Origin of the sequence: Dyella thailandensis (assembly GCF_050749815.1) — a bacterium.
Classification (GTDB): domain Bacteria; phylum Pseudomonadota; class Gammaproteobacteria; order Xanthomonadales; family Rhodanobacteraceae; genus Dyella_A.
In genome coordinates, this window is the sequence record NZ_CP192735.1 from 2,033,529 (window position 1) to 2,048,531 (window position 15,003).

The 15,003-nt window shown below is 68.0% G+C and carries 12 protein-coding genes; 9 read left to right on the plus strand and 3 right to left on the minus strand.

The features are described from left to right. The first annotated feature begins 49 nt into the window (after positions 1-49). From ACQVBX_RS09415 to ACQVBX_RS09435, 5 genes are all read left to right on the plus strand, one after another. Entirely contained in the window at positions 50-976 is a 927-nt protein-coding gene (locus tag ACQVBX_RS09415; RefSeq protein WP_431633837.1) for an acyltransferase family protein, read from the plus strand. Positions 977-1,293: 317 nt separating this feature from the next. Beyond that, entirely contained in the window at positions 1,294-1,509 is a 216-nt protein-coding gene (locus ACQVBX_RS09420) for a GNAT family N-acetyltransferase (RefSeq protein ID WP_431638147.1), read from the plus strand. Positions 1,510-1,617: 108 nt separating this feature from the next. Next, complete coding sequence (locus ACQVBX_RS09425) at positions 1,618-2,946, plus strand: ABC transporter permease (protein WP_431633838.1); 1,329 nt, start codon at positions 1,618-1,620, stop codon at positions 2,944-2,946. A gap of 10 nt (positions 2,947-2,956) precedes the next feature. Continuing rightward, the gene (locus ACQVBX_RS09430; protein ID WP_431633839.1) at positions 2,957-4,216 is read left to right on the plus strand and encodes an ABC transporter permease; all 1,260 of its coding nucleotides are present in this window, start codon (positions 2,957-2,959) and stop codon (positions 4,214-4,216) included. A gap of 68 nt (positions 4,217-4,284) precedes the next feature. Beyond that, on the plus strand, positions 4,285-5,226 hold the full coding sequence (locus tag ACQVBX_RS09435) for a peptidylprolyl isomerase (protein WP_431633840.1): 942 nt from the start codon (positions 4,285-4,287) through the stop codon (positions 5,224-5,226). A gap of 1,066 nt (positions 5,227-6,292) precedes the next feature. On the opposite strand, the gene ACQVBX_RS09440 is transcribed toward ACQVBX_RS09435, so the two are convergent. The 3 genes from ACQVBX_RS09440 to ACQVBX_RS09450 form a co-directional block, all read right to left on the minus strand. Beyond that, positions 6,293-7,855: a methyl-accepting chemotaxis protein gene (locus ACQVBX_RS09440; protein WP_431633841.1), complete on the minus strand. Its 1,563-nt coding sequence runs from the start codon at positions 7,853-7,855 to the stop codon at positions 6,293-6,295. 162 nt (positions 7,856-8,017) lie between these two features. Continuing rightward, positions 8,018-9,919, minus strand: a complete 1,902-nt coding sequence (locus ACQVBX_RS09445; protein WP_431633842.1) for an ABC transporter ATP-binding protein — start codon at positions 9,917-9,919, stop codon at positions 8,018-8,020. 141 nt (positions 9,920-10,060) lie between these two features. Then, positions 10,061-10,357, minus strand: a complete 297-nt coding sequence (locus ACQVBX_RS09450) for a hypothetical protein (RefSeq protein ID WP_431633843.1) — start codon at positions 10,355-10,357, stop codon at positions 10,061-10,063. Between ACQVBX_RS09450 and ACQVBX_RS09455 the strand changes: the two genes are divergently transcribed. From ACQVBX_RS09455 to ACQVBX_RS09470, 4 genes are all read left to right on the plus strand, one after another. Continuing rightward, the gene (locus ACQVBX_RS09455; RefSeq protein ID WP_431633844.1) at positions 10,346-10,804 is read left to right on the plus strand and encodes a PadR family transcriptional regulator; all 459 of its coding nucleotides are present in this window, start codon (positions 10,346-10,348) and stop codon (positions 10,802-10,804) included. The genes ACQVBX_RS09450 and ACQVBX_RS09455 overlap by 12 nt on opposite strands. A 10-nt stretch (positions 10,805-10,814) precedes the next feature. Then, positions 10,815-11,591 (plus strand): siderophore-interacting protein, encoded by a 777-nt coding sequence (locus tag ACQVBX_RS09460; RefSeq protein WP_431633845.1) that lies wholly within the window; start codon positions 10,815-10,817, stop codon positions 11,589-11,591. A gap of 142 nt (positions 11,592-11,733) precedes the next feature. Next, on the plus strand, positions 11,734-13,896 hold the full coding sequence (locus ACQVBX_RS09465) for an AsmA family protein (RefSeq protein WP_431633846.1): 2,163 nt from the start codon (positions 11,734-11,736) through the stop codon (positions 13,894-13,896). 50 nt (positions 13,897-13,946) lie between these two features. Beyond that, complete coding sequence (locus tag ACQVBX_RS09470; protein WP_431633847.1) at positions 13,947-14,876, plus strand: DMT family transporter; 930 nt, start codon at positions 13,947-13,949, stop codon at positions 14,874-14,876. The last annotated feature ends 127 nt before the right edge of the window (positions 14,877-15,003 follow it).

Here is a 15,003-nt window from a genome sequence, read left to right on the forward strand (position 1 = left end):
CGCCATCCCCAAGCTCTATGGTCCGTAGCAAACGGGGGGATGAAGAGGCATGAACAACGCACCGCGCAATAATTTCGATGCCTTGCGGCTCATGGGCGCCTTCCTGGTCCTGGTCAGCCATCAGTTCGCCCTGTCCGGCCGGTGGGAACCAAGGCTCGTTGGGGACCATTCGTTCGGCAACCTGGGCGTGCTCATCTTCTTCGCGATCAGCGGCTACCTGGTCACCTCCAGTTGGCTGAGCGACCCGAACATGCTGCGCTTTGCCGCCCGCCGCACCTTGCGGATGGCGCCGGCCCTGTGCGTATCCATGCCGCTGACCTGGGCGGTGATCGCCGCGCTCGGGCTGACAGGATTCCCCGATAACCCCAGGCACCTTATCAACGGATCGCTTTGGACCATCAAATACGAGGTCGCCTGCTACGCGCTCCTGCTGGTAGCGGGCTTGGCCACTCGGCGCGCTTCCCTCGTACTGGCCGCGGGTTTGTTTGGCTGCTTCGCGCTGTCAGGTGGGCAGTCCGGCAACACGATCCTGGCGTACTTCGGGCTCTACTTCGCCGCCGGAAGCCTGCTTCGCGCCTACCCGTACCTACGCAAGCCCTTGCCGACGGCGTTGTGCCTGGCCTTGGGCTACGCGCTCATTCGCATGCATCAGACCAAACTTGGCCTCGCGTTCGTCGTCCCGCCCCTGACGATCGCGATCGGCCTGCGCTCCTGGCCCGGCCTGCGAGACATCCCGAAAATCGGCGATCTCTCCTACGGCATCTACATCTACGCATGGCCCGTGCAGCAGATAGGTGTTGCCCTGATGGGCAGGCAAACGCCCTACCTTGGGCTGCTGTCCATCACCGTTCCGGTGACGCTCGCTCTAGCGACGGCCTCCTGGCACCTCGTGGAAAAGAAGGCGCTGCGCTTCAAGCCCGGCCAGCGATGGAGAAACGCCGCACTGGACAACCCGTGCGTAGTTTCTGAGGGATAGCGGCGGCGCCCGATGGCTGCTAACAGTTCACCGTCTTCGGCACGAGCGGCAAGAACGCCGACGATTCAGTGCGGCGCAGTTGTGGAGCCGGGTGTATCAGACGACTGCGAAGCCGGTGAAGATAGCCGGTCGGTGCACTGAGCCAGCCGAACGGGATCGGGTCACCTACATTCCATGCATTCGCCGCTCTTGCAGACACACCCGCTGCGTTCGCCATCCGGTGAGAGGCGATCCTGGCTCAGTGCGCGGAATGCCATGCCCAGCGGGATCTGACGATCTGAACCGCCGGGGATGCCGCGTCATTTGCCCGGCGTGCGATTGAGGCATTCCACGTTGTAGAGGTGGAAGGCCGCATGGTGGGCACGGGCACAAGGAATCCTCTCTCAGAGCAGCCTGATGCAGTCTTCGCGCTGCCCGAGTGCATGGGTCGCGGTATCGGACGTGAGCTGATGAACCACTCCGCGAGACAAGGCATCCCGAGGGCCGTCCACCTCGAAGCCAACTTCAACACTTCTCCCGCGTGGAACCGATGAACCCGGCCCTGTCGCTTCCCGACTATCCAGCACCGGGCAAAACATGCACTCTTGCCCGTGATGCACGCCGGGCATCCTCGGTCATCGGACGACGCTACAGGGGGCGTTATGTGGAGCTACTACGTGGCACTGGCCTTGCGCAGCAGTGCGCGAAGCAAGGCGCTGACGGCGCTGGTGATCGTGTTGCTGGCGCTGGGTGTGGCCTCCTGCATGGTGTCCTATGCGGTGTTCCGCGCGACGACAAGCGACCCACTCCCTTCCCGCTCCGCGCGCCTCTACGTGCCGCAGATCGACAACGTCGGCCCGTCCAATACCTGGCAGGGCCAACCGCCCAACACGCTGAGCTACGCCGATGCCATGGCGTTGTGGAAGGCGCACAAGGCGAGCCGGCAAACCCTGCTCTACCCCGCCGGGTGGCAGGTGGAATCGGACAACCGCTCGGTGCCGGCGATGTCGCTGTGGGGTGACGCGGTCACCGCCGATTTCTTCCCGATGTTCGACGTGCCGTTTCGTTACGGCAGCGGTTGGTCCACCAGCGATGACGACCAGCGCGCCAACGTGGTCGTGATCAGCCAGCACCTCAACCGCAAGCTGTTCGGCGGACAGGACAGCGTCGGGCAGGAGCTGCGGCTGGACGGGAAGGCCTTCCGCATTGCCGGCGTGCTGGACGACTGGCGCCCGAAGCCGCGCTTCTTCGATATGGGCGCCCTGGGCACCGACGAGGCCTACGACGACCCGGGCGACATCTACATCCCGTTCGCTCGGGCGATCGACATGCACAAGGACAGCAAGTACGCCAACTGCCCCACGGCGACCGGAACGCCGGATACGACGGGCTGGGATGCCTACCTGCACGGCGAATGCGATCGGATCGCCGCATGGGTGGAACTGGCCACATCCGCCGATGCCCAGCGCTACCGCGATTACCTGCGCAACTACGCCCTGGAGCAGCAGCGGCTGGGACGCTTCGGCTGGGCTCCCAACGTGCGCCTGACCGGGCTGACCGACTGGATGGCGTACCTGCGCATCACGCCGAAGGCGTCGAGCCTGTCGATGCTGATCTCTGCAAGCTTCCTGCTCATCGTGTTGGTCAACGTCGTTGGCCTGATGCTGGCCCGCTTCATGCGGCGGGCGCCGGAGATCGGTATTCGCCGGGCGCTGGGCGCCTCGCGCGCGGCCATCTACCGGCAGTTCCTGATTGAAGGTGCCACGCTGGGCTGTCTCGGCGGTGTCCTCGGTGTAGTACTGACTCTGCTGGGCGTGTGGGGCGCCGGCGGGCTGTTCGAACCGAAGATTGCCGCGCTCGTGCATGCGGACGCCTCTCTGGTGGCGCTGACCGCGGGAGTCGCGATCGCGGCCACCGTGGTTGCCGCGCTGTATCCGACCTGGCGCGCGGCGCAGACCCAGCCCGCCTGGCAGATCAAGGTCAACAGCTGAGGGCTCCGACATGGCATTGACCCGCACACTCACGCAGCTGCGCCCGATTGTGGCCGCGCTGACCCGGCACAAAGTGGCCACCACGCTGATCGTGCTGCAGGTGGCGCTGACCCTGGCGGTGGCATCCAATGCGCTGTTCATCGTGGCCACCCGCGTAGTTCACCTTGCGCGCGACACCGGAACCGACGAGGCCCACCTGTTCGTCATCCACAACCGGTGGAAGATCGGCCGCGAAGCCGCGCAGATCGATGCGGACATCCGTACCGACCTCGACGTGCTGCGCCATGTGGCAGGCGTGCGCGACGCGTCGCCGAGCAATTCGGCGCCGCTGCAATACGCCAGCAGCGTGGCTGCGCTACCGACCCGCGTGCGGCTTCGGCCCGACCAGACTATCCGTCCGCAGTTCGCCATGCTCTCCATGGCGGACGACCACACGCTCGACACGCTCGGCGTCTCCCTGGTGGCCGGGCGCAATTTCCACCCGGAGGAGGTCCGCGTCACCGGGCCGGAGGACAAGGCTGCCTATCCCAGCTGCATCATCACGCGCAGCCTGGCCGACAAACTGTTTCCCGCCGGATCGGCGCTGGGTCGGACGGTGTACCTGCCGACCGGGCCGTCCGCCATCGTCGGCATCCTCGACCGCCTGCAGGGACCGCTCAGCTGGACCCGGGAGGCCGATGGCGACAACGTGCTGGTGCCGGCGCGCTACGTCGATCCGCAAGGCGTCATGTATCTGGTCCGCACTAAGGATACGGCCATGCAGCCCATCATCGCCGCGACGTTGAAGGCACTCGAAGCGCGTGGCGACATACGCATCATCGACCCGGTGGAGGACGTCCAGACGCTGGCACAGACCCGCGAACGCACCTACGCCAGCGATCGCAGCGTGGCGATCCTGATGTGCATCGTCTGCGGCTCGCTGCTGCTGGCCACTGCCGGTGGCATCGTCGGACTAAGCAGCTTCTGGGTCAGCCAGCGGCGCCGGCAGATCGGCATCCGCCGGTCGCTGGGTGCCAGCACCGGCGACATCCTGCGGTACTTCCACACGGAGAACTTCCTGATCGTGAGCACTGGCGTAGTGCTCGGCGTGTTGCTGGCGGTGCTGGCGAACCTCGGTCTGATGAAGATGCTCTATCCGCTGCCGCACATGCCGCTCTACGTTCCACTGCTCGGCGCGTTGCTGCTGTGGCTGCTGGGCCAGCTGGCGGTATGGGGGCCTGCACGTTCCGCCGCGCGGGTGTCCCCGGTGGGGGCGATCCGTGCCTCATGAGACCCGGATGACCGCCGCGGGATATCACGCTAACGTCCCCTCTCGCTCCACCACCGGACCTGACCACCATGCCCTGCCTTCGCCCGACTGCCCTCGCCCTCGCCGCTTGTCTGCTCGCCTCGCTACCCGCACTGGCCGACCAGGCCAAGCCCAAGCCCTCGCTGACCCCGAAGGACATCCTCGCCGCGTCGAAGCCGACGGAGTGGCGCAGGCCCGATCCGCAGAACCTGCTGGTGATGACGCTGGCGGGGGAGCATCGGGTGCTGATCGAGCTGGCGCCGGATTTCTCGCCGCTGCACGCGGCGAACATCCGCACGATGGCGCATGAGCATTACTTCGACGGGCTGGCGGTGATCCGCGTGCAGGACAACTTCGTCACGCAGTGGGGTGACCCGAACGACGACGACAACGCGGACCGCTCGAAGATGAAGTCGCTGGGCTCGGCGAAGAAGACGCTGCCGCCGGAGTTCACCCGTCCGCTCGATCCGAAACTGGAGTTCACCAGGCTGCCGGACGGCGACGTGTACGCGCCGCAGGTGGGCTTCTCCGAGGGCTTCCCGGTGGCACGCGACCCGGCCAGCAAGGAGGAGTGGATCACCCACTGCTACGGCACGGTGGGCGTGGCGCGCGACGTGGCGCCGAACACCGGCAGCGGCAGTTCGCTGTACGCAATCATCGGCCAGGCGCCGCGCGGGCTGGACCGCAATCTGGCGGTGGCCGGACGGGTGCTCGAGGGCATGGAGTATCTCTCCGGCCTGCCCCGTGGCATCGGGCCGCTGGGCTTTTACGAGAAGCCGGAGCAGCGTACGGCGATCGTGTCGGTGGCGCTGGCCGCGGATCTGCCGGCGGCGCAGCGGCCGGCTGTGGAGGTGCTGCGTACGGATAGCCGGAGCTTTGCCGCGCTGATCGAGGCCAAGCGCAACCGTGTTGATGCGTTCTATACGCGGCCAGCCGGGAAGATCGATCTGTGCAGCATCAGCGTGCCGACGCGGGCGGTGGCGGGGAAGTGAGGCGGCGGCAGGGCGAGCCAGGCTGCTGGTTCGCTGCAACAGAATGGATCGAAGTGAGCTGGCGCTTTTGCTCCCTTGCGTGAGGGGGAGTGCCGGCCCTCGACTTGATCGGTGGACGGGTGGGAGGAGATGCGCTTAGCGCGGCTTCGCTTGATGGTCTGAGGCGAGCACCCGGCCCCCTCACCCCGACCCTCTCCCCCCGGTGGGAGGAGAGGGAGCAAGGCGCGGCTTCGCTTGATGCATGGAGCAAAAGGCGGCTTTACGTGACCCCTCCTTGCCGCACGTAGCGCTGCGGAATCCGCGACAGGCGAAACCGACCATCCTCGAAGCACGCACCCGCGCTGCCCCCTCTCCCCTGCTTGCGGGGGAGAGGGCTGGGGTGAGGGGGATGCGCGTAGCGCGTTGCCTGGTTGCCGATTTAAGGCGAGCACCCGCCCCCCTCACCCCGACCCTCTCCCCCCGGTGGGAGGAGAGGGAGCAAGGCGCGGCTTCGCTTGATGCATGGAGCAAAAGGCGGCTTTACGTGACCCCTCTTTGCCGCACGTGGCGCTGCGGAATCCGCGACAGGCGAAACCGACCATTCTCGAAGCACGCACCCGCTGCGCTCCCTCTCCCCTGCTTGCGGGGGAGAGGGCTGGGGGTGAGGGGGACGCACGAAGTGCGCTGCTTGGTTGCAGTCCTGAGGCGAGCACCCGGCCCCCCTCACCCCGACCCTCTCCCCCCGTCGGGGGGAGAGGGAGCAAGGCGCGGCTTCGCTTGATGCATGGAGCAAAAGGCGGCTTTACGTGACCCCTCTTTGCCGCACGTGGCGCTGCGGAATCCGCGACAGGCGAAACCGACCATCCTCGAAGCACGCACCCGCTGCGCTCCCTCTCCCCTGCTTGCGGGGGAGAGGGCTGGGGTAAAGGGAACGCACGAAGTGCGCTGCTTGGTTGCAGTCCTGAGGCGAGCACCCAGCCCCCTCACCCCGACCCTCTCCCCCCGTCGGGGGGAGAGGGAGAAGAGCAAAGCTTCGCCTGAGGCCCCAAGTGAGCGGGCAGCCCGACAGCAATGGAGCACGCGGCTACTACAGCGCGCGCACCACCTGATCCGCGGTGCGGAACACCGACACCGCCTGGCGCATGCATTCGGCCTGCTCCTGCAGGCTGCGGGCGGCGGCTTCGGATTCTTCGACGAGCGCGGCGTTGCTCTGGGTGGCTTCGTCCATCTGGCTGACGGCCGCACCCACTTCCTGGATGCCTTTGCTCTGCTCTTCGCTGGCGGCGGCGATCTCGCTCATCAGACCGGCGGAGCGCTGGATGGCGTCGGCAATGCGGCGGGTGGTATCGCCGGTGCGATCGACCAGCGCGGCACCGGTATCGACGGTGGCGACGGCCGCGCCGATCAGCTCCTTGATCTCGCGCGCGGCGGTGGCCGCGCGCTGGGCCAGGCCGCGCACTTCGGTGGCGACCACCGCAAAGCCTTTGCCATGTTCGCCTGCGCGGGCCGCCTCCACGGCGGCGTTGAGCGCGAGGATGTTGGTCTGGAAGGCGATGCCGTCGATCATGCCGGCGATGTCTTCGATGCGCTGCGAGCTGGCCTTGATGTCGCCCATGGTGGTGACCACCTGAGCCACCAGTTCGCCGCCTTCCTTCGCCAGGCGGGCGGCGGAGGACACCAGCGCATCGGCTTCGCGCGCGTGGTCGGCGTTCTGGCGCACGGTGGCGGTGAGTTCCTCCATCGCGGCAGCGGTTTCTTCCAGCGAGGCGGCCTGATCCTGCGTGCGGTGCGAGAGGTCGGCGGTGCCGGCGGCGATCTGGCCGGTGGCGCCGTGGATGCCGTCGCTGGATTGGCGCACGTGGGTCACCACGTCGGCGAGGCCGACGCTGATGCCGTTGATCGCCTGCAGCAGCTGGCCGATATCGTCGCGCCGATCCACCGGCACCTGGGCGCTGAGGTCGCCAGCGGCGATCTTGCCGGCGGCGCTGCGGCATTCGCTCATCGGGCCGCTGATGTTGCGCCGGACCAGCGCCCACACCATCGCCGGCACCGCTACGCACGCCAGCAGCGCCATGCCCGCCACGGCGCGCGTGTGCTCGCCCGGCAGCAGGTGCCACAACGCGAGCCAGATCGCCGCGTTGCCGGCGGCGGTGGCGAGCGCGAGGCGCCACGGCATGCCGAGGCTGCGCATGTGGCTCACGTCCAGGCCCACGTAGCGCGCACCGATCACCTGGCCGCGGACGTCGAGCACCGGGTCATAGCGGGTCATGAACTGGGTGCCGAAGATCGTCGCGTAGCCGGTGAACGACTGCTTGGCCTGCAGCTTCACCCACGCCGGGTGCGAGCGATCCAGCAGCGTGCCGACCGCGCGGCCGCCGTCCTTCTTCTTCACCGAGGTGGTGATGCGCACGAAGTCGTCGCCACTGCGAACGAACACCGTGGCGGTGGCGCCGCGTTCGGCGGTGAAGGCGTCCGGGCGGGAGAAGTCCAGGTTCAGCGCCTGGCCGCCGCTGAGCAGCACGGGCGTGTCGCGACCGCCGATAGCGACCACCTTGCCCGGCTCCAGCGCAAAGGCACCGGGGAACCGGCCGGCGAACTCCGTCGCCAGCGATTCGATGCGGGTTTTCAGCGGTACCAGCCACACGCGCATGAGACGCCCCTGTCCTGCTGCGACGATGCGCCGGCCCCATGGCGCGGCGCTACCCCGGTTGCCGATAGGCGTCGGAAACCGGGTGTTGTCTCCGGATGTCGGTCGCTGGCGGCAAAACTTTACGGATGGCGGCCGTGCCGGCGCCTCCCGGCCGACCGCCGATCAGCGGTAGCCGGCCGCCTGCAACTCGAACAGTTCGGCGTAGTGGCCGCCGGCGGCGAGCAGTTCCTCGTGGGTGCCGACCTCCTCGATGGCGCCGTGCTGCAGCACGATGATGCGGTCGGCCATGCGCACGGTGGAGAAGCGGTGCGAGATGATCACCGCGGTCTTGCCGTGCGAGAGCTCCTTGAAGCGCTGGAACACCTCGTACTCCGAGCGCGCGTCGAGGGCGGCGGTGGGTTCATCGAGCACCAGCAGCGGCGCGTCGCGCATGTAGGCGCGGGCGATGGCGATCTTCTGCCACTCGCCGCCGGAGAGATCCACGCCGCCCTTGAACAGCTTGCCGAGCATCTGCGCGTAGCCCTTGGGCAGCCGCGCGATCACCTGGTCAGCGAGGCTGCGATGGGCGGCATCGGCGATGCGCGGCTCGTCGCCACGCGCCTCGATGCGGCCCACGGCGATGTTGTCCGCGGCGTTGAAGTAGTAGCGCACGAAGTCCTGGAAGATCACGCCGATGTTGAGGCGCAGGTCTTCCAGGTCGTACTCGGTGAGCGGGTGGCCGTCGAGCAGGATGCGGCCCTCGTCCGGGTCGTACAGGCGCGAGAGCAGTTTCACCAGCGTGGTCTTGCCGGCACCGTTCTCGCCCACCAGCGCCAGCACTTCGCCCGCGCGCAGGGTGAAGTTCAAATGCCGCACGGCCCAGCGCTCGGCATCGGGATAGCGAAAGCCCACGTCTTCGAACACGAAGCCCTCGCGCAGTGGCCGCGGGAACGGGCGCGGGTTCGGTGGCGAGAGGATCTCCGGCTGGATGCGAAAGAACGAGAACAGGTCGTCCAGGTACAGCGCCTGCCCGGCCACCTGTGAGAAGCCGGTGAGCAGGGTTTCCAAGAGCGTGCGCAGGCGGCGGAACGAGGTGGAGAGAAACGTGAGGTCGCCGATGGAGAACTGCCCGGTGACCGTGCGCCAGGCGATGAACGCGTAGGCGGCGTAATAGCCCAGCGTGCCCAGCGTGGTGAACAGCCCGCCCCAGCCGGCACGGCGTAGCGCGATGCGGCGGTTGGCGCGGTACATGTCCTGCGACAGCACGCGGTAGCGCTCGATCAGGAACGGGTTGAGGCCGAAGCTTTTCACCTCCTTCGCGTTCGAGGCGCTGGCACCGACCATGCGCAGGTAATCCAGCTCGCGCCGCTCCGGTGTCCATTGGTAGTTCACCGCGTAGCTCTGCGCGTTGAAGTGGAACTCGCCCAGGAACGCCGGTACCAGCGCCACCGCCAGCAGCACGATCAGCCATGGCGCGTACACCGCCAGACCCACCGCGAAGCTCAGCAAGGTGATCACGTCCTGCGCCTGCTGCAGCAGTTGGGAGAGCAGGCTGCCGCGCCCGGCTACCTGGCGGCGCGCGCGGTCGAGCTGGTCCTGCAGGTCGGCGTCCTCGAAGTCCTCCAGATCCAGCGAGGCGGCGTGTTCCATCAGGCGGATCGAGGTGGTGTTGGCGTAGAGCTCGCCGAGCAGCGAGTCGACCAGCGCCACCAGCCGGCCGAGCAGGTCGGCCAGCACCGCCAGCGCAAACTCCAGCCCCAGCAGCAGCGCCAGGTGCGCCAGCTCGCCGCCGTGCAGCCACGCGGCGATGTCGGCATGCGGCACGCCGGCGCGCACCAGCCGCACCACCTCGTCGACGATCAGCTTGCCCACGTACAAGGTGACCACCGGCAACAGCGCGCGCAGCAGGCGCAGCGCCACGCTGGCGAGCGTGAGCGAGCGGCTGGTCTGCCAGATGCTGGCCAGGAACGGCGGCACGTTGCGCAGCGCGGCGAAGCGTTCGCGCAGGCTCTGCGGCGGGGGCGGCGGTGCGTGGCGGCGGCCGCCGGTAGCGGGGCTGGCGCCTGGGGTGTGCGGGGGTGGCATCGGCGGTCCTTGGCGAGCGTCCGGTGGCAGCTTGCCACGGCGCGGACATTAGGGAGTGACGGTGACGCATGCCCGCGAGCGGACGAACATGGCGATCGCGGGGCTTGTCTTTCGATATTCTTGCGATATATCTTTTGCTCGTCAATCACGATATATCGGAGATACATCATGCGATTCCATCAGCGCTTCTTCGGTGGCGGGCACGCCGGGCACCACGACCACCACTGCGACGATCGCAGCGAGCGCTTCGCGATGTGGCGCGAACGCTTCTTCGACCATCACGCGCACCACCATCACCGGCACCACGACACCCTTGAAGCAGGCCGCCACGGCTGGCGCGGTGGTCCGTTCGGCGGCGACCGCGGCGATGCGCTGGGCGATATGGGCGGCCTGCGCGGCGGCGGGCGCCGGGGTGGTGGCGGGCGGATGTTCGGCCATGGCGACCTGCGCCTGCTGCTGCTGGCGCTGATCGAACAGCAGCCGCGGCACGGCTACGAGCTGATCCGCATCATCGAGGAGATGTTCAACGGCCAGTACTCGCCCAGCCCTGGAGCGATCTACCCCACCCTCACCATGCTGGAGGAAATTGGCCACGCCGCGGTGCAGCCGGAAGCCGGCGGGCGCAAGAGCTACGCGATCACCGACGAGGGCCGCGCCTTTGTCGAGGAGAACCGCGAGGCGGTGGAAGCGGTGATGGAGCAGACCCGCCACAGCGCGCGCATGGCCGCGCGCGCTGCGATGCCGGAAAACGTGCACAAGGCGATGCACGCGCTCAAGCACGCGCTGCTGATGCGCGGCACCGACTGGACCAAGGCCGAAGGCCAGCGCGTGGCGAAGATCCTGGCGCGTGCCGCCAGCGAGATCGCCGGTGGCAACGAGGCGTAACGGCTCGCGCATGCCCATGCATACCCATCTCTCGCTACGTCACCCGCTGGCGTTCCGCCAACTGGAGGTCCGGCGCGTCGAGACGCTGACGCCGCACATGCGGCGCATCGTCTTAGGCGGCGCGGCGCTGCACGATTTCGTCAGCGCCGCGCCGGACGATCACGTGAAGCTGTTCTTCCCCAATGCCCATGGCGAGATCGTGCGCCCGACGGTCGGCCCGAACGGGCCGCTGTACGAGGCGGGCGTGGCTTATTCGCCGATGCGCGACTACACGCCCCGCCACTACGACGCGCTCGCGCAGGAGCTGACCATCGACTTCGTGCTGCACGGCGACGGCCCGGCCGCCGGTTGGGCGGCGCAGGCAAGGCCGGGGCAGACGATCGGCGCGGGAGGCCCGCGCGGCTCGCTGGTGATCGCCGAGGACTTCGATACCTACGCGATGTTCGGCGACGAAACCGCCCTGCCCGCGATCGGCCGCTGGCTGGAGGAACTGCCCGCCGGCAAGCGCGCCGAGGTGTTCGTGGAGATCCCTGAACACGCCGATCGCCAGCCGCTGGCTTCAGCGGCCGAGCTACGTCTCACCTGGCTAGTACGCGACGGCGCCGACGCCGCTACCAGCACCAGCCTGGAACAGGCGCTGGCCGCGTGGCACCCGCCCGCGGGTGACACCTTCCACTGGATCGCCGCCGAATCCGAGCGCGCCCGGCGCCTGCGCCAGATGCTCGCCGAGCGCGGCGTGACGAAGGACTGCATCAAGGCCACCGGCTACTGGAAAGCCGCTGCGTAACAGCGGCGGCGGCCGCCTCGCGATGAATCGCGGCTGAGGCCGTGCACGGCGCGAGCACGAAATCTTTTCGTGCCAACCGCTATCCCGTAACCGTCGTTCCGCCCGATGCGGGCCGCGGCATCCACGCAACGGGAGGCATCGGATGAAACGCAGAAGCAAGGTCATCGCATGGATCGTCGGCACGCTGGTGGCGCTGCTAGCCGTGCTGGTGCTGGTGGTGGCGCTGTTCGACTGGAACCGCCTCAAGCCGTTCATCGATGACAAGGTCAGCCAGGCGATCGGACGGCCGTTCACCATCCACGGCGACCTGAGCCTGGCGTGGCATCGCGAACGCAGCGAATCGGGCTGGCGCAGTTGGCTGCCGTGGCCGCAGTTCACCGCGCGTGACATCACCATCGGCAACCCGGCGTGGGCCAAGCAACCGCAGTTCGCCCAGCTCGATGCGCTGCGCTTCCGGCTCTCGCCGCTGCCGCTGCTGGCCCACCGCATCAAGGTGCCGTCGCTGCAGCTGGTACAGCCATCGATCGATCTGGAGCGCGACGGCAAGGGCCGTGACAACTGGACCTTCACGCTGCCGCACAGCGACAAGCCATCAAGCTGGTCGCTGCAGCTGGGTGAGGTGGGTTTCGACCAGGGCCGCATCGGCCTGGACGACGCCGCTACCCGTACCGACTTGAAGATCGTAGTGGAGCCGCTGCAGCAGGCGATTCCCTACGAGCAGATCGTGGCCGAGAACGACAAGGCCGCCCAGGCGCAGGCCCGGGACACCGTGGGCGCCGCCGCCAGCAAGGCGGTCGCCCGGGCTGCGGCCAGCAAGGACGACCGCGAGCAGAAGCCGGATGAGGCAGCGCGCGGTACGCGCTACCAGTTCCGCTGGACCGCCAGCGGCCATTACCAGGGCGCGGTGGCCAAGGGCACCGGCCGCATCGGCGCGGTGCTGGCCCTGCAGAGCAGCAGCCGGCCGTTTCCGGTGCAGGCGCGCGTGCAGGTGGGCGACACGCACATCGGCCTGGCCGGCACGCTGACCGATCCGCTGCACCTGGGCGCGCTCGATCTGCACCTGTGGTTTGCCGGCACCAGCATGGCCAAGCTCTATCCGCTGCTCGGCGTAACCCTGCCCGACACCCGCCCCTACGCCACCCGCGGCCGCCTGAGCGCCACGCTTGGTGACCACGGCAACCAGTTCCGCTATCGGCATTTCCGTGGCCGGGTGGGCTCGAGCGATCTGTCCGGCGATCTCACTTTCTCCACCGGCGGCGCGCGCCCCAAGCTCACCGGCGATATGCAATCGCAGACGCTGGAGTTCAGCGACCTGGCCCCGCTGATTGGCGCCGACGACAACAGCGAGAAGAAGCAGCGCGGTGACGGCACACCGCAGCCGGCCGGCAAGGCGCTGCCGGTGGAGCAGTTCCGCACCGACCGCTGGCAGGCGATGGACGCCGACGTGACGTTTGCAGCCAAGCACATCGAGCACGTGAAGGCGCTGCCGATCGATTCGCTGTCCACGCACCTGGTGATGGACGCCGGCAAGCTCACCCTCGATCCGCTTGCCTTCGGCCTGGCCGGCGGCAAGGTCGACGGTCGCCTGGTGCTCGACGGCAGCCACTCGCCGATGCCCGGCCAGATACAGCTCGATGCACGCCACATCAAGCTCAAGGCGCTGTTCCCCGAGTTCGACGCGATGCGCACGAGCCTGGGCGAGATCAACGGTCGCGCCGATCTCGACGCCAAGGGCAATTCCGTCGCCGCGCTGCTGGGCAGCGCCGACGGCGAACTCAAGCTGCTGATGAACGATGGCGCGGTGAGCAAGAACCTGCTGGAGACCGCCGGGCTCAACGTGGGCAACATCATCCTCGGCAAGCTGTTCGGCGATCGCACGGTGGAGATCAACTGCGCCGCCACCGACCTCAAGGCCACCGACGGCCTGTTCCGCACGCAGTTGTTCGTATTCGACACCAAGGACGCGGTGATCAACGTCGACGGCACGGTCAACATGAGCAACGAAAAGCTCGACCTGGACGTGAAGCCGCAGACCAAGGGCCTGCGCATCCTGTCGCTGCGCTCGCCGCTGTACGTGCGCGGCACACTGAAGGATCCGGACGTGGGCGTGCAGGCCGGCCCGTTGGCGCTGCGTGCCGGCGGCGCGGTGGCGCTGGGCACCGTCGCCGCCCCCGCCGCCGCGTTGCTGGCGCTGATCTCGCCCAACCACGACCAACCGGAGAACACCTGCCAGGTGGTACTGCAGCAGCTGCGCAGCGCGGGCAAGTTGAAGGTGAGCGAGCCGACCAAGCAGCGCGCGAAATAAGTCCCGGCGCACCACTAGAATGGCGCACCTTCCCCGCGCCCTCGTGACCCATGCAGCCCGTCAGCAAGGCCCGCCTGCAGATCCACTTCTGTGTCCTGCTGTGGGGCTTCACCGCCATTCTCGGCAAGCTGATCTCGCTGCCGGCGCTGCCGCTGGTGTGGTGGCGCATGCTGCTGGTGGCCGGCTCGCTGCTGCTGGTGCCCAGGGTGTGGCGCGGACTGCGCGCGATGCCGGCGCGGTTGCGCTGGTCGTATGCGGGCATCGGCGTGCTGGTGTCGCTGCACTGGCTCACCTTCTACGGCGCGATCAAGCTGTCCAACGCCTCGGTGGGCGCCACCTGCATCGCGCTGGGGCCGGTGTTTCTGTCCTTCATCGAGCCGTGGATCGCGCGGCGGCGGTTCGACCCGCGCGAGCTCGTGATCGCCGCGGCGGTGGTGCCTGGCGTGGCGATGGTGGTGGGTGGCGTGCCGCACGGCATGCGCATGGGCATTGCGGTGGGTGCGCTGTCGGCACTGTTCGTGGCGCTGTTCGGGGCGTTCAACAAGCGGCTGGTGGACCACGGCGATCCGCTTACCGTCACCTGCCTGGAACTGGGCACCGGCACGCTGTTCCTTACCCTGCTCGGCCCGCTGCTGCCGCATGCCGGTAGCGCTTTCGCGGTGCCGGGGCTGCACGACACGCTGTTGCTGCTGGCGCTGAGCTTCGGCTGCACCCTGCTGCCCTTCGCGCTGGCGCTGGTGGCGCTGCGCCACCTGAGTGCGTTCGGCGTGCAGATGGTGACCAACCTGGAGCCGGTCTATTCGATTGTGCTGGCGATTGTGCTGCTCGGCGAGCAGCGCGAGTTGCACGCGTGGTTCTACGTGGGCGTGGCGGTGATCATCGGCGCGGTGTTCATCCATCCACTGCTGCACCGCGACGCGCGCGAACCGGCGCAGCCGGAGCTGCTGGGCACGGCGGAGAGTCATAACGTGGTGGAGTGAGTGCTCGAGTGCGGTGTAGCCGTCGATTCGTAGACATCGGATCTGGCATGAACAGCGAGGCCCGCACGCCCACCTCGACGTCATTCCCGCGAACGCGGGAATGACGGCTGTGAGGGTGGATTTCTTT